Raw genomic sequence first — 19,024 nt, 5'->3', positions numbered from 1 at the left:
CTACTGCTAGCTTGCCTAGCAGTGCGAGTGACTAGTGGTCCGGGAGTAGCCAAAAAAAACACTGCTGGACGAGCCAGCAGTGACATCCGTGAACACGGACAAATGCGAATTCGTACTGGGACTGACCTATTACTTAGTCAAGCAGTTTCTTGAGTTTCGCGTCTGCTTCTTTTTCCGCAAGTTCCATGACGCTGCCGACGCGGACCGCGACGCCGCCTTGGCGTTTGCTTTCGTCGGCGGCTTCCATGAATGCGTAGATTGCCAGAGTTTCCTTAGGACTCACCGACGGTTTTCCCGTACGGAAAAAGCGGACGATGTCTTCGAGTAACGGTTGATAACCGTTGTATGGCCCGAGTTCGGAAGACCCCTTTTCACCAATCGCCGTTCCGCCGTAACCTTTTTTGCCGACACGATACCCTTCGAAGACGCCCTCGCGACCGTTGCTCCATTTGCCCTCGACGACATCCCGTTGCCGACTACTTTCGACGCGACGCACAGATTCGATTTCCGGCCCCATCACCGTGAACAACAATTCGACGCCGTGAATCCCATACCAGAACAAGTCGGGATGTGTCGGTTCCAATGTGCAGGGGCTATAGGTCGTCGCTTCTTTGACTTTGCCGATCTTGCCCGCCAATACTTCCTGAGCCCCGGTGGAATAACGCAACGATGACGAGGAGAACACGGGCACATCGTAATGCTCAGCGGCTTTGTAAATCGCGATGGCATCCGCCAGCGAACCGGCGACGGGTTTATCGACGAACACCGGAATACCCGCTTTCAATACCGGCAGTACCTGTTCGAGATGCGGGCGACCATCGTTCGTTTCCAAGAAAACGACGTCGACTTTTTTGACCAAATCCTCGATGGAATCGACAATCTCGACGCCTTGCTCCTTGACCGTCCGTGTGTACATCGGCACGCGTTGGGTGGAAGACTCGATGTCAGGGCTGCCTTTCGGGTACGCTGCCACCACACGAATGCCTGCAAATGGTGGTTCGCGATTGTCGGCGTTCAACAGTTTTGTGAACGCAAGGACGTGCGACGTGTCCAGCCCGATGATGCCCGCTTTCAAATCCTCTCGGCCGGCGAGTTTCCACGGTTTCTCGGCACCGGCCAGTTGTGTCTCGTCAATTTCCGGTAACACAGGATCCAGGTCCCAAAACGCAATGGTTTGATCGTAACTGCCGGTGACAAGGGTCTTGCCATCCGACGACAAATCGCAGCTGGTGATTTTCGCCTTGTGGGCCTCAATTTTGGCTAGTTCCTCACCGTCTTCGCGGTTCCAGATCATGACTAAGTCGCCGCCCTTCGCGCGACCACCAGCAACACTGACCACCGTTTCCGAGTGCCCTGCAAACACCGCTGCATTCACGGGGCGACCATGTCCGGCGAAGAAACCAAGAGCCTTGCCAGTTGCCAGGTTGTAGACGTTGCACTTTTCGTCGGCTCCGGTCGAAACTAACCAGCGACCGTCCGGCGAAAACGTCACACTGGTCCCGTATTTTTCGTGCGGTGGAAGGTTCAGCTCGACTTCTTTCCCGGTTTCCAATTCCCAGACGCGAACGGGTCCGGGTTGTGTCACGCGGGTTTCGTCGCCTGAAGCGGTCGCCAGTTGGGTACCATTCGGTGAGATCGCTACGCCCATCACTGGGTGATCGAATCCTTCGATCGTGCGAATCGACTTGCGAGAGTCCACGTCCCACACGCGAACGGTGCCATCTTCCGCGCCACTGACTAACTGTGAGCCGTCTTTCGAAAATGCGACGGTCATCACGTATCCGCTATGGCCGATTAGCGAATCCAACCGTTTCCGTTGGGCGACATCCCACAACTCAATCCCGCGGAACGCACCGACGGCAAGTGTTTTTCCATCGGGTGAAAATGCCAATGCTTGCGCTTGGCCGGAGACTTTTAGTTTCGCCACGGATTCTTGGGATTCGACATCGATCAGTTGGACCTCGTCGTAACTTCCCGCCGCCACCGTTTTGCCATCGGGCGTGAACTTAACACTCGTCACCCAGTCGGCAAACCCGTCGACACGTCCGAGCGATTTGGCCTGGGCTTGCGACTGACTTTCGTCGGCTTCGCAGCGAGTTTCACACGAGAAGAAAACCGCCGCCACAGCCAGCGGCCAACACAGCATCATTTGCAAAGACATCATCAATTCCGATTGAAAGTTCGTATTCACGAGGCGACTTCATTATCACAACATGATTCGTTGATGCAATCGAACGCATCAAAATCGCTCGTTCTTTTGTCGCTACGATCCCGACTTCACACGCACTATAATTGCCGGACACTGTATCGAAAATGATTGAAAAGAAACTGTCACGAACTCTATGAGTCTATCTGCCGACCCGCCAACCGGTCCACGTTTTGTTGTGGGAATCGACCTGGGCACAACGAATTCCGCCGTGGCCTATGTCGATGCCCATGAGCCCGAATGGGCCATTCGCACCTTTGAAATTCCGCAACTCGTCGCGGCAGGTGAAGTCGAATCCCTCGGCACCCTGCCCAGCTTTCATTATGAGGCGACTGCCGAAGAGTTTTCGCCGGAAGCGTTGCAGTTGCCCTGGAGTGGTGAATCCGCTTCGCGTTCGTTCGTCGGCGTGTTTGCTCGTGAGCAAGGACGGATGGTGCCCGGGCGGGCAATTGCTTCGGCGAAGAGTTGGCTGTGTCACTCAGGTGTCGACCGCACGGCTGACTTACTGCCTTGGCATGGAGCCAGCGATGTCGAGAAGCTTTCCCCCGTTACGGTGAGTGCGCGATATCTACAGCACATCCGTGCCGCGTGGGATGCCCGGTTTCCAGACGATCCGCTCGCGGAACAAGAGATCGTGCTCACCTTGCCGGCGTCGTTCGATGAAGTCGCGAGGGAATTGACTGTGCAGGCTGGTCGGCAAGCGGGTTTGCCTCGTTTGGTACTCATCGAGGAACCGCAGGCGGCGTTCTATTCGTGGATCAATAAACACCGCACCGATTGGGACCAACTCGTTACACCGGGGCAACGCATTCTCGTTTGCGACATCGGTGGTGGTACCAGCGATTTTACGTTGATCCAAGTCCGTCGAGCCTCGGCCAATGATAACGAGGGTGCCCAGGTTGCGTTTCATCGGATCGCCGTCGGCGAACATCTCATTCTTGGCGGCGATAACCTTGATTTGGCTTTGGCTCACCATTTGGAACAGAAACTCGTGCCGGAGGGCAAACTGGAGCCGCGACAATGGTCGGTTCTTGTCCGCCAATGTCGGCAAGTCAAAGAAGACCTGCTCCAAACCAACGGGCCGGAACGTGTCACCGTTACGCTGCCGGGAAGTGGATCGCGGTTGATTGGTGGCGGGTTGCAAACGGAGATCACCCGGGCGGAAGCATTGGAGATCTTGCAAACTGGGTTTCTGCCGGTCGTCGATTTGGAAGCGAAACCGGAGTCCCGTCAGTCGGGTTTTCAGGAGTTCGGTTTGCCCTACGCCCAAGACGCTGCGATCACGCGTTACTTGGCGGCGTTTCTGACGGCTCATCGCGGCGTGTCGATTGACGATGACGATTCGTCCTCGAATCACGATTCCGCACGTCCGGACATCATCCTGTTTAACGGCGGATTCTTTGCATCGACCGTGTTGCGGCAACGATTGATTGATCAGGTGACGAGTTGGTTCCGCAGCGACGATCCAGCATGGTCGCCGATCGTCCTGCAGAACGAGCGGCTCGATTTGGCCGTCGCCCACGGAGCCGCTTACTACGGCATGGTGCGACGTGGGCAGGGCGTGCGGATCGCGGCGGGATTGGCACGCACTTACTATGTCGGCATCGAAGACGAGACCGGCACGTCGCGGGCCATGTGTTTGCTGCCCGCAGGAATCGAAGCCGGGGAAGACGTAGAAATCGCGGAACCGTCATTCCTGTTGCGGTTATCCGAACCGATCGAGTTTCCGCTGTTCGTGTCCAGCACACGACTCACGGACAAACCCGGCGAAATCGTGCCAATCGATCCAGAACAAATGCGAGCCTTGCCACCAATTCGCACCGTTTTGAAGTCGCGTGGGCACGCATCGGGCGAACCGATTCCCGTCGAACTCGTGGGCAAACTCACGGAGGTCGGCACGATGGAAATGTGGTGTCGACAGACGAATGGCTCACGGAGCTGGCAACTGCAATTCGACGTACGAACGGCCACGCAGACGGACATCGCCGCTCATGAGTCGGCTGCCGAGGCGGAAGGGATTCTTTCCGATGAGGATCGACGACAAGCTGACGAAATCATTCAACACACATTCGGTGATCATCCGACAGTCAAGCCCTCGCGGATGATGAAAGACATCGCCCGCGGTTTGTCGTTGAGTCGATCGGAGTTTCCGACGTCACTTCTGCGTTCGATGTGGGACTCCTTCATGGACCACGAAACCGGTCGTCGACGCGGTCCGCAACATGAGGCTCGTTGGCTCAACGCAGTCGGTTTCTGTTTGCGACCGGGTTATGGGTTTGCACTCGATGATTGGCGAGTCGCAGAGACCTGGAAAACGCTGCAAGGAAAACTCGTGCATGCCGATCCTCAGTGCCGTGCCGAGTGGTGGGTGCTTTGGCGACGGGTCGGTGGCGGATTGTCGGCCGGTCAACAAACAGCTCTGGCCACGCCGCTGCTGAGTTCGATTCGCCCGCTCCACAAGCAAATGACAAGCGGACGTGGCAAAGGCGGAGCCGGTCTCACGGACAATTCGCACGAGCAAGCGGAAATCTGGCGGATGCTTGGATCATTCGAGTTATTGAAAGTTCCCGTGCGGATTGAACTCGGCCAAATCCTGCTCGACTTGTACGACCGCCCGAAAATGCAAGCCGTGCGGGATGCGTTGTTGTGGGCACTCGGACGTGTCGGTCAGCGAGTGCCCATGTACGGCCCATTAAACTCCGTATTGCCGCCGGAGATCGTGACTAAGTGGTTGGAGACCTTACTTTCACGCGGTTCCTTGGGATCCGTCGGAAATCTGACGGTGATGCTGTTGGCTCGTCGCACGGACGATCGGTTCCGTGACCTTCCGGCATCGCTTCGAGAACGGGCCGCTGTCTGGTTGGAAACGGAAGACGCGCCGCCGCACTGGGCTCAACTCGTTCGGGAGTGCGGGGAGTTCGATCGCACCGAAGCAGGCCAGGTTTTCGGAGAGTCGTTGCCACCCGGACTGCGGCTGCAAAAATAATTTGCGGGAATCTCGCCGAGACCATGGTAAGGTTTTCCTTGTCGACGGTCATTGCGGATTCGCGTTGGTATCTCGGACCGAACGAACCTGGATCTCCAGCGACTCCAAGCAAATGCCATACAAACTGCGTTGCACAGGGGCTCTTCATACGTTCTGATAACGCCTCGTCCAATTCCATCCGAGAGGGTCCCGAAAACCGAATCGAGCGAATTCATGACGCCACACCCAGACAAACCGAGACTACGCGGGAAGTTTCGCGAGTTCCCACATATCGGTTGGCGAGAATGGCTCGCGTTGCCGGACCTTGGCGTGGACTTCATCAAGGCGAAAATCGATACCGGAGCTCGCACATCCTCAATCCACGCCTACGAAATTGAACCGTTCGAACGTGACGGAGAGAAGTACCTGCGGTTCGAACTCCACCCGGTCCAACGCAGCACGAAGGAAACTGTACGCACAGAAGCGAAGTTACTCGAATATCGAAAAGTGCGGAGTTCCAACGGTCATCAGTCGGTCCGGCCGGTGATTGTCACCCACGTTCGATTACTCGGCCATGTTTGGCCAATTGAATTGACACTAGCCAATCGCGATACAATGGGGTTTCGTATGTTGCTGGGGCGAGAATCGGTCCGCGATCGATTTCTCATCGATCCGGGGCGGTCACATCTGGGAGGACTGCCGGAGGCACTCAAAAAACGACGGACAAAGAAAAGATCAATCAAGTCTAAAGACAAGAAGTCATTATGAAAATTGCCATTCTGTCCCGCAAAGCATCATTGTATTCCACTCGCCGACTCCGTGAAGCCGCCGAGGAACGTGGACACTCGGTGAAGATCGTCGATTATCTCCGTTGTTACATGGATATCACCGCGAATCGACCGAAGGTGATGTACCAGGGCGAACCACTCGACGACTTTGACGCGGTCATTCCGAGAATCGCTGCGACATGGACGTTCTACGGGACCGCTGTTGTACGGCAGTTCGAAATGATGAACGTCTTCACCACGAACGATTCCCTCGCAATTAGCCGATCACGAGACAAACTCCGCTGTATGCAGTTGCTCGCCCGGAAGGGGATTGGCTTGCCAGTGACGGGGTTTGCCCATGCCACGAAGGACATTGACGGGCTGTTGAACATCGTCGGTGGAGCGCCGGTCGTGATCAAATTGCTGGAGGGAACCCAAGGGATCGGCGTGATTCTGGCGGAAACCCGGAAAGCGGCGGAAGCGGTGATCGAGGCGTTTCGCGGCCTGGATGCGAACATCCTCGTGCAAGAATACATCAAGGAAGCCGGCGGTTCCGATATCCGCTGTTTTGTCGTCGGTGATCGGGTTGTGGCTTCGATGAAACGCCAAGCGAAGCCGGGCGAGTTTCGTTCGAACATCCATCGCGGCGGAACTGCGGAGAAAATCCGATTGACGCCGGAAGAACGCAGCACCGCTGTCCGGACGGCGAAAGCGTTGTCACTCAATGTCGCCGGGGTCGATATTCTTCGGTCCAATCACGGACCGGTCGTGATGGAAGCCAATTCATCGCCTGGCATCGAAGGCATCGAACAAGCCACCGGCGTGAATGTGGCCGCGAAAATCATTGAATTCATCGAGAAAAACGAAGGCAAAGGCGTGAAGCAAATTCGTTCCAAGGGGTAGTGTCGGGCTGAATCGCAAACCGAATTCCGTTGAATTTCGATCGTGACACGACACTAGAATCACCTGCACGTCAGGCGAAATCGCGGGCAGTCCGATCCGAAAATCTGGCTTTTATTGGTGCAATCGCTGGGAATCAGTCACTTTTCCAGTTTATACTTAAATAAGATTATCGGAATTCGCCGTTAGCCACGGGCTGAGATCAACGTAAATATCCCGCGGGCGGACGGCACTTCGTCCGTTCATGGATAAAGTTTAGCTATGCAGGTTCGACTTGTTGTCTCGCGCAGACAGGCCAATCACAAGGTCATTGTACTCAAACCGGAAACGCTAGTCGGTCGGAGTGCCGAGTGCAATCTGCGGGTTGCTTCCAAAGAAATCAGTCGAAAGCACTGTCGCATTCTAATCAAAGACGGTGTGGTATCCGTCCGAGATTTAGGAAGTGCGAACGGCACATTCGTAAACGGCTACCGACTCGACGCGGATACCGACTACACCGTGGCGCCCGATAGTGAATTGACGGTCGGCGGTGTCGATTTTCTCGTGCAGTTCACGCCGCCTTCCGATTCGGCACAAGAAAACGACCAAACTATCGCGGAGCCCAAAAAAGGAGCCGATTCGAAGACGGTCGCACAGATTCCCGACGAGACCGTCGCGGAAGCTCCCGTGATCCAAGTCGAAGAAGATTGGGACAGCGAGGAGTTGCAAGAACCTCCAACGCTTGCGGAAACGGATTCCGATGCCGGCATCCCCATCGATGACGACTTCGACGAGGAGTCGCTCGAACTCGACGAGGAACCAAGAACCGAGCCCGGCACAGATTCTGACGAATTCCTCGCGGACTCAGAGGAACCGGCGACCATCGCAGAAGTCCCAGACGACGAATTTCTGGCTGATGAAGACGAGGAATTCACTCAGTTTGCCGACGACGAAGAAGAGGATCGGCTTTCTGTCGAAGATGACTCCGAGCAGGAACACGATAACGAAGAAGGTGATGTCACCGAAGACGATATCACTAACTTCCTCAACGGCATGGACGACGAAACTGAAGACAGCGATGAAAGCCTTGGGGACTTCCTCAAGAGCATCGACTGATGCGTCCGCCGATCCGCTGCGTGTCGAAGATGGCTTGATCGGCGATGTCGACGTGAACCAAGCTGCTCCGCCGAATTTTTCATGCCGGGATACGCCTTCAAATCCCCAGCGACTGATTAGCTGCTCGAAGTCGAGCCCGAACAAGTCACAGAACCACCAGTAACTGTCCCCGAATTGCTTATGCCATCTCCGCGAATACTGTTGGTCAGCCGCGATTTGATGTTTTCATCACCCATCATGGGAGATGCGAAGCGACACGACATGGAATTGGTCGTTGAAGCCGACGCCGCAAAAGCCGCTGAGCGAGCCCATGCAGAATCCTGGTTACGCGTGATACTGGATCTTAGCCATCCATCGCTCACACCATTCGATTTTGCTGACACATCGACCAAGGTCATCGCTGTCGGTCCACACGTTCATCGAGCGAACATGCAGGCCGCACGTGAGGCGGGTTTCGAAAGTGTCCTGACGAACGGGCAGTTCGCGACAATGCGGACCGAGATTTTCGCAGCGTTAGCCAACGAAGAGTAATCGGCAAACCGTACGATTACAGGTCGAGAACCGGCTATGAATAATCGCAGACTTTGTCATCGACCTTCCGCAGCGAACTACGGAGTTCCATAATCTCGGAGATCGGCAAGTTCATCGGAACCTGGTCCCGCTCTCGGACAAGCGTTTTCTTCTCGAGTAGCTCACCAATCGACTCGACCGGGCGTGGTCGTGAGTAGTAGAAACCTTGTCCCAACTCACAGCCCAGTTTTTGTAAAATCTCGTGCTGCTCGCCGAACTCGATTCCTTCTGCCGTCACGTCCATCTCGAGATTGTGAGCTAATTCGATGATCGATTTTACGATTTCGATCGCCTGCTTCGATTGGATCATTCGGCGGATGAACGATCGATCGATCTTGACTGTGCTAATGGGAAACCGTTGGAGATAGCTCAACGACGAGTGCCCCGTGCCAAAGTCATCGATGCACACACAGACCCCGGCCGAGTGCAGAATCATCAGCGTTTGAGCGGCCACTTCCGGATTCAACATAATTGTCGATTCCGTGATCTCGATCTTCAAATCGCTACAAGCAAGACCGTTATTTTCCAGGCAATCCAGCACGATCCGCACTAACGACGGGTCGGCAAATTGAAGGCTGGAAACATTCACCGACATGAATAAATCTTTGAGTTCCGGGTATTCCTGTCGCCACTCGGCCAACTGACGGCACGACTCATTCAGTGTCCACAGTCCCAATTTGACAATAGAGCCAGTTTCCTCTGCCACTGGAATGAAGTCGTTCGGCGAGATCATCCCGCGTTCGGGATGAGACCAACGTGCCAACGCCTCAAATCCCAGAATCTGCCCGGATTGCATGTCGACAATGGGCTGATACTGAAGTTGATACTCCCCGCGTTCGACCACTTTTCGGAGATCGACTTCCAATGCGAAGCGTTCGAACGTGTGCTTTCGCATATTGGGATGGTAAACGCAGCTACGACCTTTCCCCATCGTCTTTGCGTGGTACATCGCCGTATCCGCATCCCGAATCAGCGTCTCGAGACACTTCGTCTTACCGTTTCCAAATGCAATTCCGATGCTGGCCGATACTTCGACCTCGTGTCCTTCCAATAACACGGGAGTTGAAAGAATATCGAGCACCTTCTCGGCCACTTGGGGCGGCACGCCTGAGGCAGGAAGATCGTTCAGGAGGATGACGAACTCGTCGCCACCGAACCGTGCCAGCATGGCCCGCACGCCCGGAATGTCTCCATCACAGTGGGTGAGATCGCGTAATGCGGCTTGCAAACGGGTTGCTACCTCCACGAGCAAGGCATCGCCGGCGTGATGTCCAAGACTGTCGTTCACGAACTTGAAACGATCGAGATCCAAGAACATGACGGCAAACTGACGCTGGGAATCTTTCTGAGCCGATTTTAGCGCTGCGTTTAACCGGTCCGTGAACAGCACTCGATTCGGCAGACCGGTTAGAGGATCAGCCGCCTGTCCGCGGGTAATGTCCGACTGCGACCCCGCAATCCGAATCACTCGTCCGGCTTTGTCGTGCACGGCGACACCGCGAGTCAGAACCCAGCGGTATGTTTGATTCTCGTGCAACATTCGATGTTCGCATTCGAACCGCGTACGTTCTCCCGAATGAAGTTTCGCAAGCACATCGCGAACGTAGTTCAAGTCTTCAGGGTGAATGCGATCAAACCATTCTTTCGGAGTCTCGCCGATCTTCTCTCCAAGCAATCCGAGCATGGACTTCCAATGGGGAGAGTAATAGACCGTTCCGCCGAGCAAGTCCCAATCCCAAACACCATCATTTGAAGCCGAGTTCGCCAAGGCATAGCGGGCTTCGCTTTTGCGGAGATTTGTTGCCGTCTGCCCACAACTCAGGAGGTGTTTCACACGGGCGATACACAGTTTCAGGTCGACAGGGGTGACAACGACATCATTCGCTTGAGCATCGAAGAAATCGACTTGAACCTCAGGATCATTTTGATCGGTCAACACCATAACGGGTAGATCGACGACAGAATGCGTCTGTCGGATCGTTCTCAGCATGCGGAGGCAGTCATCGCAGAGTTCGGTGTGGTCGAGAATAACCGTCGCCGCATGACTCTTCGAAATCAATTGCCCGATCGCGCCCCCAGCGGGAGCGAACGTAACTTTGCATGCCTCCGATTCCAAGGAATTCACGATCGCACTCCCTACCGGGGAGCGACCGACAACTAGAAGATTTCCTTGGGAATCAGTCATACTATTTGTACCCGTCGAGAACAATCTCTCGTGGCCACTCTTTACCGTCCGCATTTCATATCCCCTGTGAATTCCGGTAGAATTCAATGCAGACGAAAGTGAACCCGGAGTTGTGCCCGTTGTACTCAGTTTAATCAAGTGTAGTTCAACTATGAACTCGTTCGGGTTTTGCGAAACGAATTGATCAAAAAATACAGCGAAAACTTCGCAATTTGAGCCATGCCCGCTATATCCGTTCCAAAAATAGCGATGACACCGCCAAGTGTCCCTAAATCAAACTAGGGGTACGGTATCGGACAGTAACGATTCCCCCGGATATACGGTTTTCCAGGAAATTCAGGAGAGATGTGTGTTTGACCAGTCAATGATCGAACTTCTGCAAGAGCAGCATCAGTTCCCATGCACCTTTACCTTCAAGGCCATCGGACGTTCAAGCGCCGGCTTTGCCGCTCAGGTCGTGTCCGCTGTGCGTCGGGAACTCGACGGCACCGAAGACCCTCCGCATTCGCTTCGTCAGACGTCCGGCGGTCGGCATGTCGCAATTACCGTGGAACCGGTCGTCGAGACTGCAACTCAAGTCCTCGCGATTCACCGGGCGATCGGGGAGATCGATGGGCTAGTTGTGCAACTATGAGATTTTTCCCAAAGTCATGAGATCGGGACCCACGTCGCAACAAGAGGACTTCCATGCCAACGCCGACATTGTCTGTGAGATCAATTCGACTGACGCGAACCTTGGCAATGGGCCTGATGAGTTGTCTTGTCAGTAGCACAGCAATGTCCGAGGAATACACCAATCTCGAAATCCGGGAAGCAAGTCGCCTAGAAGACCAATTACCAGAGATCGCCAATACGCCGATTGTTGTTCCCAAGGACGAAACGAAGGCGGACACATTTCTGACCGAGACCTTCACCCCAATCGTTGACCATATCGCGAACATGCCGGTTGATCTGCTCGAAGAGGCTGCAGCAGCACATCAACGGGCCCGCGTACGACTCACCAGTCAAACTCGCGGAAAAAAACAGCCCTTCCGACTGGCGGAGGACATCTCTGAAAATCTTTCCGAGTACGAATTTCGCCCGCTGACCGTCTACGGAGTGCTCGAATTTCTGAGAGAGGTCTCGCTTCCGGACCCCGACGACGATGCACCTCTGCGGTTTGGTGAAATGGCGTATGTCGAGTCCAATGGCAAGCTGTTGCGTATCCTCGTTGAGAACATGCCAGACGGTTTACCAACAGACAGCCAAGCGAAAGTCCGTGTCTCAGCGACCGGATTCATCATTCCGGTGACTTTTTCCGGTGACACCGCCGACACTTCGGAACCAGTGTTGGTTGCCCCCTGGTTGAATTGGCATCAGCCGTCATTGGAAACGGACCTCTTAGCAGACGTGAAAGACAGAACTGTCGGCATCAAGCCAGCCGAACGGTTTCCAATGATGAAAACGCTCGCGCATGCCCGCATGATCGACTACAAAGCTCAACAGCGACTTGCCGAGGATGTTTGGCGAGACATGCAACAAGCCATCCAATCTGAGCGTGCCGAGAAAGCAAATCCTCATAATCGACAACGATCGGACATCTTGTTTGTGGACTTGTTCAAGAATCCCGACCTCTATCGTGGAAAACCGGTGACACTCACCGGAACACTACGGTCACTGGCAAAGTGGCCGAATGCCGACGTCAACGGCTTCGAGATCGATAGCGTTTACGAAGCGAGGATTTTCCCGGAAGACGGCCAGTCGAACCCCGTCATTGTCAACTTCCTAGAAAACCCCGCCCGAATCCCCATCAGTGACGATCTCAATCGCCCCGTCCGATTCACCGGATACTTTTTCAAAATGTACGGTTACCGTGACCAAGCCGACGTCTTGCGTGTCGCTCCACTGTTCCTTGGCCGACAGATCGAAGAAGTACAGATACCAAGCACCGACTTGGCTGACGAATGGATTCTGATCGTTGGCGGAGGAATCCTCACACTGATCGTCGCATTTGTTGTCTGGTCGCGTATGAGTGACCGGCGATTCCAGAAAAATTGGCAATCTAGGCAAGATGAGCCTGATCCCGATCTCTCGCAATTGGATTAAAATTTCGATAAATGTCAATATCAGTGGTTTCCGACTTGTATTCTCTTCGAACTCCTCTAAGATATGCGTAATTCATTCGTGTGCGGCATATGGGTATTATCGAGACGAATTCTTCCCCCCTTGCACACATCTATACCCCGTTGGTTAACCCTACCAACGGGGTTGCTTTGTTTTTAGAGGTAGTCGCCTCATCACACGCAATGCGCGTGTTGAACTCAATCGAGCGGGCCATTAGCCCCCGAATGCCCCGTAGCGACGCACACCGCGATTGAACGCGATTCTATTGGCGATCAATAAGACAATCACCCATCCGAATTCGATCGCCAGTTCCTGCGCAAGCTCGACATGCGTGTATTTTCCGAGCAAGATTGTAGCCGGTACATAGGCTAAGTACTTGAACGGAAGATAGATAATCCATTCCCCGAACCCGCCTAGCCAATCGAGTGGGATCATATGTCCGGAGAGGAAGTAGTTGATCATCATGTAGATGAAGACCAACGAACTCACTTCCAGCCACCAAAATGCAACCAAGCCGATTAGCGATTCCAATAGGAACCCCACTAGGAACGCCATCACCAGGGAAAGCCCCCACCCGGCAATCGTCCAACCATCGGGCCAACCTGGTAGGTAATCGCGGCAGAGCCAAAAGACGAAGATAAATGGCCCTGTCGCCATTGTGAAGTAAACGAGTTTGTGGGCGATCCGATGCCAGAATAGATAACCAAGCATATCGATCGGCTGCGTCAGATACTTTTTGACGCTACCATCACGCACGGATTGGGCAATCCCCGTTGAAAGCCCTGGCATACTGGAGAACGCTCGGCCAACCATCGCCATGAGATAGTAGGCCACCATGTCGCCGTAGCTGTACCCGTTAAGCGTCGCAGAGGCTGCACTCTGATAGATCGCTCCCCAGAGAAACACCTGCGTCACAATTGGCAGAAATCGGACCAAGGTGGCGAAGACGAAATCGCCGCGATAGACAAGCCGTTCTTCAACGCAAGTTCGCAGAATAAACCAATTGATACGGAGACTTGCGAGCATGGTTCGTCACACGGTTTGATCGTGAGATCCCAAAAGTAGGGCGGCTAGCGGTCAATGTCCGGGGTTGCAGCGTCAACTCCACGGGCTGAGTTTGGCTCGCTTTCGAAGACTTCAGCGATGACTTCTTCAAGCGGACGATCTTGAACGCCAACATCTTCGACTTGGTAGTTTTCCAGCAGTTCAGACAGAATCTGCGGGATCTTCTGTCGTGGCACGGCAATCTTCAATCGTGGACGAGTTGCATTCACGACAGTTCCAAAACGCTCCAAGTTGTTCGGCCAATCACTGCCGCCGAATTGGATATCCACGATTTTGTGCTGACTGAATCGGTCGACAATTTCCGCGATCGGCCCGTCGTGTTTGATCTCGCCATGATTGATGATCAACGCACGTTCGCAGAGTGCTTCGACATCCTTCATATAGTGACTCGTCAATACGACCGTGAGTTGCCGCTCGGTTTGGTACTTGCGGAGAAACTCCTGGACGCGGCGTTGCGATACAACATCGAGCCCGATTGTCGGTTCGTCGAGGAGCAGCACATCCGGCGAGTGGAGCAGGGCGGCTATTAATTCCATCCGCATTCGCTCGCCTAACGACAGCTCACGAACCGGTTGCCCGACTAGGCGTTTGACTTCCAGGAGGCTCGTCAACTCGTCGACACGTCGTCGGAAGTCGTCCGGGGGAATCCGGTAGATTTCCTGATGCAACCGGAACGATTCCTGGGCGGGCAAGTCCCACCAGAGTTGATTTTTCTGCCCCATCACGAGCGAGAAACGACGACGGTAAGCGTTTTCCCGATGCCAAGGCACATGATCGAGAACCGTCGCGGTCCCGGACGTCGGGTGGATCAGTCCGGCCAGAAGTTTCAGCGTGGTTGTTTTTCCGGCACCGTTCGGACCGAGAAACGCGAGCATTTCGCCCCGCTCGATCTCAAAACTGACTTTCTCGACGGCGTGAACCTGCTTGAATTCACGACGGAACAAGCCCTTGACCGACGCGAGCAACCCCTCGCGTTTTTGGTAAACGGTGTATGTCTTTGTCAGATTGCGAACGTCAATGGCCAACATGCCGACATCATAGGGTGACTCGGCAGCAGAATCGAGGGAACAGCCGCCCGCAAACTCGGAGAAATTCCACGCGACGGTTCAAATACGTTTTGACCATCGACCGCAGCCGAAAATCTCTGACGTTCTACGAAGCTCTTAGGTCGGCAGAGGTTAGCGACGATAGATCGTACTTGCGATTGCAGCCTGACTCGACATCCAATGCTCAATCGGAGCCGGTCGTGCAAAATAATATCCTTGGGCCACTTCGAAGTTGACTTCCCGACAAGCTTCCAGCTCGGCAGCGGTCTCGATGCCTTCTGCAATCGTGACGACTCCCAACTCCTGGGCCATTCGCACGAGTGATGCCACCAACCGACGATGTTCACGAGCTGCGTTTGGCAAGCTGCGAACAAACTGAATGTCGAACTTCAGATAATCCGGGGGCAACTCGCTCAGTTCCACCAACCGGGCTTGCCCGGCCCCAAAGTCGTCGTAAGCAAGCTGCATGTTCAGTTCGTTGAGCACTTGTGCCAATTGACGAAGGAACCCCAACGCGGGAACCGCCGCTTCATGAATCTCTAGGCAGATGTTCGCTTCTGGAAACTGATTGCGAAGAGCATATAGAGATGGAAACAAGTTCGGACTGGTCAGTTCCACAGGATGTGTGTTTAGAAAAATCAGGCTTGGCGAGTGTAACCGACTGGCGACTTGCAAACTCTGTTCGCGTGCCAAAACACTCAGAGACTCTTCCTCATCGGCATCCGCGGCCGCCTTAAATAATCGATCTGGCGATTCGAGCCCCTCGACGCGACATCGCAACAACGCCTCGTAACCAAGCAGGCTTTCGTCTTCAAGGTTCACGAGTGGCTGAAAGTAGGGGACCACCATCCGCTGAGTAAGAACTTGGCCAAAACGCAAGAAAGTCAATGCCTGATCGTTTGCGTCGACTTCAATCGTCGTCCCGTTGGAACGCGTATTCACATGTCGAATGCGGAACTGCACCATCCCGAATTGCAAGTTGTCCCCATCGCTGAGCTGATGGAGCCCTTCTCCTAAACGCTTCCCATTGAGGAAAGTTCCGTTCGTACTTCCCAGGTCTTGGACAAACAAATCGTCAAGAATCGTGCTTAACACAGCATGGTTGCCCGACACAGTGCGATCCGGCAAATAAAGCTGGTTTTCTGGACGGCGACCAATACGGAATGGGCTTCCCGTGATCGTAATTTCCGACAACGGCCCTTTGGCATGTAGTCGGCCTTGCATCGACCAGCCGGTATTGTTCTCTAGATGATCCCGTTGAGACGCAACGTGCGCATCCGACATCCGGTCAGCATCCATAATGACTCCGCCAAAACTGTCGGGAAAGCTGTTTTTAGAGAAGTCGAATTGATCGGATCGCATGTGAAACCTTTTTATTCGTTGGACCCAGAATGGCAACGAAGACCTAGTTTTACTGTAGGTCACGGATACACGAGAAAAAGATTTGACGCTCCCGAAATCGATTCTTGGGCTGCTATCGTTAACAAAAATACCCATTCTGACGGTTAAGCCCAAGAACTCTGGCGAAAACCAACGGATTTACAGCACTTCTTCACTTGACTAAACGTCCACCATGTTTCGCAACTTGCGTTCCCGCCTTCAAACAGAGAGAATTTGCCGTGCTCCGAAGCGATTCCGTTCGTCATCCAATTTTCGTCAGCGTGCGTGGGGAATGATGTGGCCGAAATCTGGCATTATTTGCTCGATGACGAACCCGAAGGGCCTGTCTCCCGCGAGCAACTGCAAGAACTCGCAACAGCGGGCGTAATTACCCCGGAGGATTTGGTTTGGCGAAAGGGAACCGACGATTGGGTTCCCGCCAAGAAAGTTCGCGGACTTTTTCAGCCGTCGGGACGTCCAAACTCGCGAAGTTCGGTGCCGGAAGAAGACACGACACGGTCTCGCAGCACAGATCGGAAAAGCTCTGTCCACGATTCATCGCGAGCCCAACCGACGAAAACAGCCGGTGACAACGAAATCGAAGTTCCCGCTCCCGACAGGAGAACAGGACTGCCGCTGCCGATTTTATTGATCGGACTTCATGCGGGAGTCACGGCTGCAGTGACATTGCTGCAATCGAGTCAAACCAGTTCCGCAGCGGATTTGGGTTCCCAATTGGGATCGGTCACAGGCATGTTGGGTGGATTGTTTGGCAACGCGCTCAACGAAGCCGGTTTACCAACGACTGCCAGTCCGTCTTCGCTGCCGACTACGATCTCAAGCGGCGTCGGGTGGTTCGCCAGCCTACTTTCGGCGTTGACGGTGCCGCTAATCGTCTTCGAAGCCGCCGTTTGCTACGGACTTTTCACGCATCAGTGGTGGGCTCGACGAATCGCCTTGTTGACCTACGTTGCACCGATTCTTATGGCTGTCGTTTCGCTGGTCAGTCCTGTTAGCCTCGGTTCGCCATTGAAACTCACAATTGATGCACTCATCGCAGCAGGAATCATCTTCTTCCTGACCCGTCCCTGGGTACGCGACTATTTCGGCGACGAAGAGATCAGTTGGAGATTGTGGCTTCAACCGTTTCGGCGAAGCCACGAAGAATCCGAATGACACGAAAAAGATCACTGAAACCGACGGTGCGAACGGATCCGCTGAATTTCCTTCGGCGTTAGCAGCCCTTCAAGATTATCGATGAAGGTCGGCGAGCTGTGCCACAAACCCAGCACATCGAACAGTTCTTCGAGCCGTTGTTCGTCTAACCCGAAGTCCTTTTTCAACTGCTTTGCCTGATCGGGGTGCATATCTTCGAAGTGGCTGATCATCAGGAATTCACCGTGATTCGGCAAACTCAGGTGCAAGGATCGCAACTCCGTCGCCAGATCATGATCGATCGGCAAGTCAATCTTTTCAGGACCTTGATTGAGAAAGTCGGTTGCGACCTCTGGCTGTTCGTCGACGAGCCGAGCGGTCGTTTCACAAGCCGCGTATAAGATGCTTTCGTCGACGAGCGATGCTCGAATCGGTCCGTCCATGAGGTGTCGTTGCCACGTTTCAGCCAATAAGTCGAGCTGAACCCAAGCTGGAACCGCTTTCAGAAACGGAACTTCCGTCAGGAAACCAAACGATTCGTAATTTGGCGGTTCATCGGAAAGTTGCTCGGCTAACGTAAGCCGTTCCCAAGTTTCACAAAACGCGATTCGAAAAGCTGTGTAGCTCAATCGCGTTGGTGGAAGTATGTCAGAGGCAATATGAAGCATGATGATGTTCGGTCAATTGCGGTGCGTTGTTCAATCATTTCTTCCATTCTATGCTGCCGTGCAGAACGACCAATGACAAGACGAACTCACGCGTCTTCGAACGAGATTGTTGTTTCTCGAACACCACAGAGTCGTATATCTTACCCATCCGATCAGCAAGCCCCCGGATTTCCCCTATTTCCAAGCGAGAAGCAACGAATATCGCGCTCGGTGAGCGTCCCGCTATGGAGTGCCGATGCCACAAGGACGCGATTCGAGCCGAACTCCTTTTGCCGGTGAATATCAGCGACGGACCGGATTCCCCCGCCGGTTGTTAACTCGATATGTGGAAATAGGTTGCGAATTTCATGACACAGTTCCTCCGTGCCGGTTCCATTCTCCATCCCCACACTTCGAACGTCCAGAACAATGAATCGGTGAATCCCAAGCATTGCGACCTGCTTAACGATTTCTAGAGCTGAGAGACTTGCCCACTCGTCAATCTGTACTCGAGGCTTGCCGGAGAGCAGATCGAGACTGAAAACGAGGCGTTCTGGCTTCGCAACTTCCTGAAACTTTGTGAGCAGCTCCAAGGACGGCAGCGATTCACTGGCAATAATCGCCGAATGCACCCCGGAATCGAAGGCGGCTTGAAGTTCCCCCGTCGAGCGAACGCCCATATCGATTTCTACATCGAAGCCGTTCTCGACAAGATCACACCAGATCGCAATTTGAGACCGCCGTCCCTCGATAGCATCCAGGTCGGCAACGTACAATTGATTGAGTTGAAGCTGTTGACGAAACGCCATCGCTACGTTTAACGGAGAGGCCGAGTCCGCTAATCGACTTTGAACGGGGCGATAGTTTTCCCGATGACCGGCCACGCCACGCACAACCTGCCCATCAAGTAAATCGAGAACTGGCAATATCTGCATCAGGA

General features: G+C 54.0%; 15 protein-coding genes. 8 read left to right on the top strand and 7 right to left on the bottom strand.

Annotated elements, in window-relative coordinates; translation table 11 throughout:
- Positions 1 to 133: 133 nt before the first annotated feature.
- Entirely contained in the window at positions 134 to 2,191 is a 2,058-nt protein-coding gene (locus tag AC5DDB_RS14980) for a Gfo/Idh/MocA family oxidoreductase (protein WP_491740542.1), read from the bottom strand.
- 151 nt (positions 2,192 to 2,342) lie between these two features.
- Between AC5DDB_RS14980 and AC5DDB_RS14975 the strand changes: the two genes are divergently transcribed.
- The 5 genes from AC5DDB_RS14975 (at position 2,343) to AC5DDB_RS14955 (ending at position 8,464) form a co-directional block, all read left to right on the top strand.
- Positions 2,343 to 5,192 (top strand): Hsp70 family protein, encoded by a 2,850-nt coding sequence (locus tag AC5DDB_RS14975; protein ID WP_491740541.1) that lies wholly within the window; start codon positions 2,343 to 2,345, stop codon positions 5,190 to 5,192.
- A gap of 213 nt (positions 5,193 to 5,405) precedes the next feature.
- A complete protein-coding gene (locus tag AC5DDB_RS14970; RefSeq protein ID WP_491740540.1) occupies positions 5,406 to 5,939 on the top strand; it encodes an ATP-dependent zinc protease family protein in 534 nt (177 codons plus the stop codon).
- Entirely contained in the window at positions 5,936 to 6,841 is a 906-nt protein-coding gene (rimK, locus tag AC5DDB_RS14965; RefSeq protein WP_491740539.1) for a 30S ribosomal protein S6--L-glutamate ligase, read from the top strand. The genes AC5DDB_RS14970 and rimK overlap by 4 nt, the downstream gene beginning before the upstream one ends.
- A 258-nt stretch (positions 6,842 to 7,099) precedes the next feature.
- Positions 7,100 to 7,933 (top strand): FHA domain-containing protein, encoded by an 834-nt coding sequence (locus AC5DDB_RS14960; RefSeq protein ID WP_491740538.1) that lies wholly within the window; start codon positions 7,100 to 7,102, stop codon positions 7,931 to 7,933.
- Between the two features lie 180 nt (positions 7,934 to 8,113).
- Positions 8,114 to 8,464, top strand: a complete 351-nt coding sequence (locus tag AC5DDB_RS14955; protein ID WP_491740537.1) for a hypothetical protein — start codon at positions 8,114 to 8,116, stop codon at positions 8,462 to 8,464.
- 34 nt (positions 8,465 to 8,498) lie between these two features.
- Here AC5DDB_RS14955 and AC5DDB_RS14950 read toward each other — a convergent pair whose 3' ends face one another.
- Entirely contained in the window at positions 8,499 to 10,628 is a 2,130-nt protein-coding gene (locus AC5DDB_RS14950) for a putative bifunctional diguanylate cyclase/phosphodiesterase (protein ID WP_491740536.1), read from the bottom strand.
- Between the two features lie 409 nt (positions 10,629 to 11,037).
- Between AC5DDB_RS14950 and AC5DDB_RS14945 the strand changes: the two genes are divergently transcribed.
- Positions 11,038 to 11,322: a DUF493 domain-containing protein gene (locus tag AC5DDB_RS14945; protein ID WP_491740535.1), complete on the top strand. Its 285-nt coding sequence runs from the start codon at positions 11,038 to 11,040 to the stop codon at positions 11,320 to 11,322.
- Between the two features lie 53 nt (positions 11,323 to 11,375).
- Complete coding sequence (locus AC5DDB_RS14940) at positions 11,376 to 12,773, top strand: hypothetical protein (RefSeq protein ID WP_491740534.1); 1,398 nt, start codon at positions 11,376 to 11,378, stop codon at positions 12,771 to 12,773.
- Between the two features lie 231 nt (positions 12,774 to 13,004).
- Here AC5DDB_RS14940 and AC5DDB_RS14935 read toward each other — a convergent pair whose 3' ends face one another.
- The 3 genes from AC5DDB_RS14935 to AC5DDB_RS14925 all read right to left on the bottom strand — a co-directional run bounded on the left by AC5DDB_RS14935 (position 13,005) and on the right by AC5DDB_RS14925 (position 16,264).
- Positions 13,005 to 13,817: an ABC transporter permease gene (locus AC5DDB_RS14935; RefSeq protein WP_491740533.1), complete on the bottom strand. Its 813-nt coding sequence runs from the start codon at positions 13,815 to 13,817 to the stop codon at positions 13,005 to 13,007.
- 44 nt (positions 13,818 to 13,861) lie between these two features.
- The gene (locus tag AC5DDB_RS14930) at positions 13,862 to 14,884 is read right to left on the bottom strand and encodes an ABC transporter ATP-binding protein (protein ID WP_491740532.1); all 1,023 of its coding nucleotides are present in this window, start codon (positions 14,882 to 14,884) and stop codon (positions 13,862 to 13,864) included.
- A 150-nt stretch (positions 14,885 to 15,034) separates the two neighbouring features.
- Entirely contained in the window at positions 15,035 to 16,264 is a 1,230-nt protein-coding gene (locus AC5DDB_RS14925; RefSeq protein ID WP_491740531.1) for an EAL domain-containing protein, read from the bottom strand.
- A gap of 315 nt (positions 16,265 to 16,579) precedes the next feature.
- Here AC5DDB_RS14925 and AC5DDB_RS14920 point away from each other — a divergent pair, with 315 nt between their 5' ends.
- A complete protein-coding gene (locus tag AC5DDB_RS14920) occupies positions 16,580 to 17,458 on the top strand; it encodes a DUF4339 domain-containing protein (protein ID WP_491740530.1) in 879 nt (292 codons plus the stop codon).
- An 11-nt stretch (positions 17,459 to 17,469) separates the two neighbouring features.
- Here the strand turns inward: AC5DDB_RS14920 and AC5DDB_RS14915 are convergent, their stop codons facing one another.
- A complete protein-coding gene (locus AC5DDB_RS14915; RefSeq protein WP_491740529.1) occupies positions 17,470 to 18,105 on the bottom strand; it encodes a hypothetical protein in 636 nt (211 codons plus the stop codon).
- Between the two features lie 152 nt (positions 18,106 to 18,257).
- The gene (locus AC5DDB_RS14910) at positions 18,258 to 19,019 is read right to left on the bottom strand and encodes a HisA/HisF-related TIM barrel protein (protein WP_491740528.1); all 762 of its coding nucleotides are present in this window, start codon (positions 19,017 to 19,019) and stop codon (positions 18,258 to 18,260) included.
- Positions 19,020 to 19,024: the final 5 nt, after the last annotated feature.

It is taken from the genome of Thalassoroseus sp., assembly GCF_984380535.1.
Note: the sequence above shows the minus strand (reverse complement) of the source record. Positions and strands in the feature narration are given on the sequence as shown.

What these genes read in the sequence shown, in the direction of transcription:
- AC5DDB_RS14925 (WP_491740531.1), bottom strand. Translation starts at nt 16,264, where the DNA reads ATGCGATCCGATCAATTCGACTTCTCTAAAAACAGCTTTCCCGACAGT.
- AC5DDB_RS14940 (WP_491740534.1), top strand. Translation starts at nt 11,376, where the DNA reads ATGCCAACGCCGACATTGTCTGTGAGATCAATTCGACTGACGCGAACC.
- AC5DDB_RS14910 (WP_491740528.1), bottom strand. Translation starts at nt 19,019, where the DNA reads ATGCAGATATTGCCAGTTCTCGATTTACTTGATGGGCAGGTTGTGCGT.
- rimK (WP_491740539.1), top strand. Translation starts at nt 5,936, where the DNA reads ATGAAAATTGCCATTCTGTCCCGCAAAGCATCATTGTATTCCACTCGC.
- AC5DDB_RS14960 (WP_491740538.1), top strand. Translation starts at nt 7,100, where the DNA reads ATGCAGGTTCGACTTGTTGTCTCGCGCAGACAGGCCAATCACAAGGTC.
- AC5DDB_RS14970 (WP_491740540.1), top strand. Translation starts at nt 5,406, where the DNA reads ATGACGCCACACCCAGACAAACCGAGACTACGCGGGAAGTTTCGCGAG.
- AC5DDB_RS14935 (WP_491740533.1), bottom strand. Translation starts at nt 13,817, where the DNA reads ATGCTCGCAAGTCTCCGTATCAATTGGTTTATTCTGCGAACTTGCGTT.
- AC5DDB_RS14955 (WP_491740537.1), top strand. Translation starts at nt 8,114, where the DNA reads ATGCCATCTCCGCGAATACTGTTGGTCAGCCGCGATTTGATGTTTTCA.
- AC5DDB_RS14915 (WP_491740529.1), bottom strand. Translation starts at nt 18,105, where the DNA reads ATGCTTCATATTGCCTCTGACATACTTCCACCAACGCGATTGAGCTAC.
- AC5DDB_RS14975 (WP_491740541.1), top strand. Translation starts at nt 2,343, where the DNA reads ATGAGTCTATCTGCCGACCCGCCAACCGGTCCACGTTTTGTTGTGGGA.
- AC5DDB_RS14930 (WP_491740532.1), bottom strand. Translation starts at nt 14,884, where the DNA reads ATGTTGGCCATTGACGTTCGCAATCTGACAAAGACATACACCGTTTAC.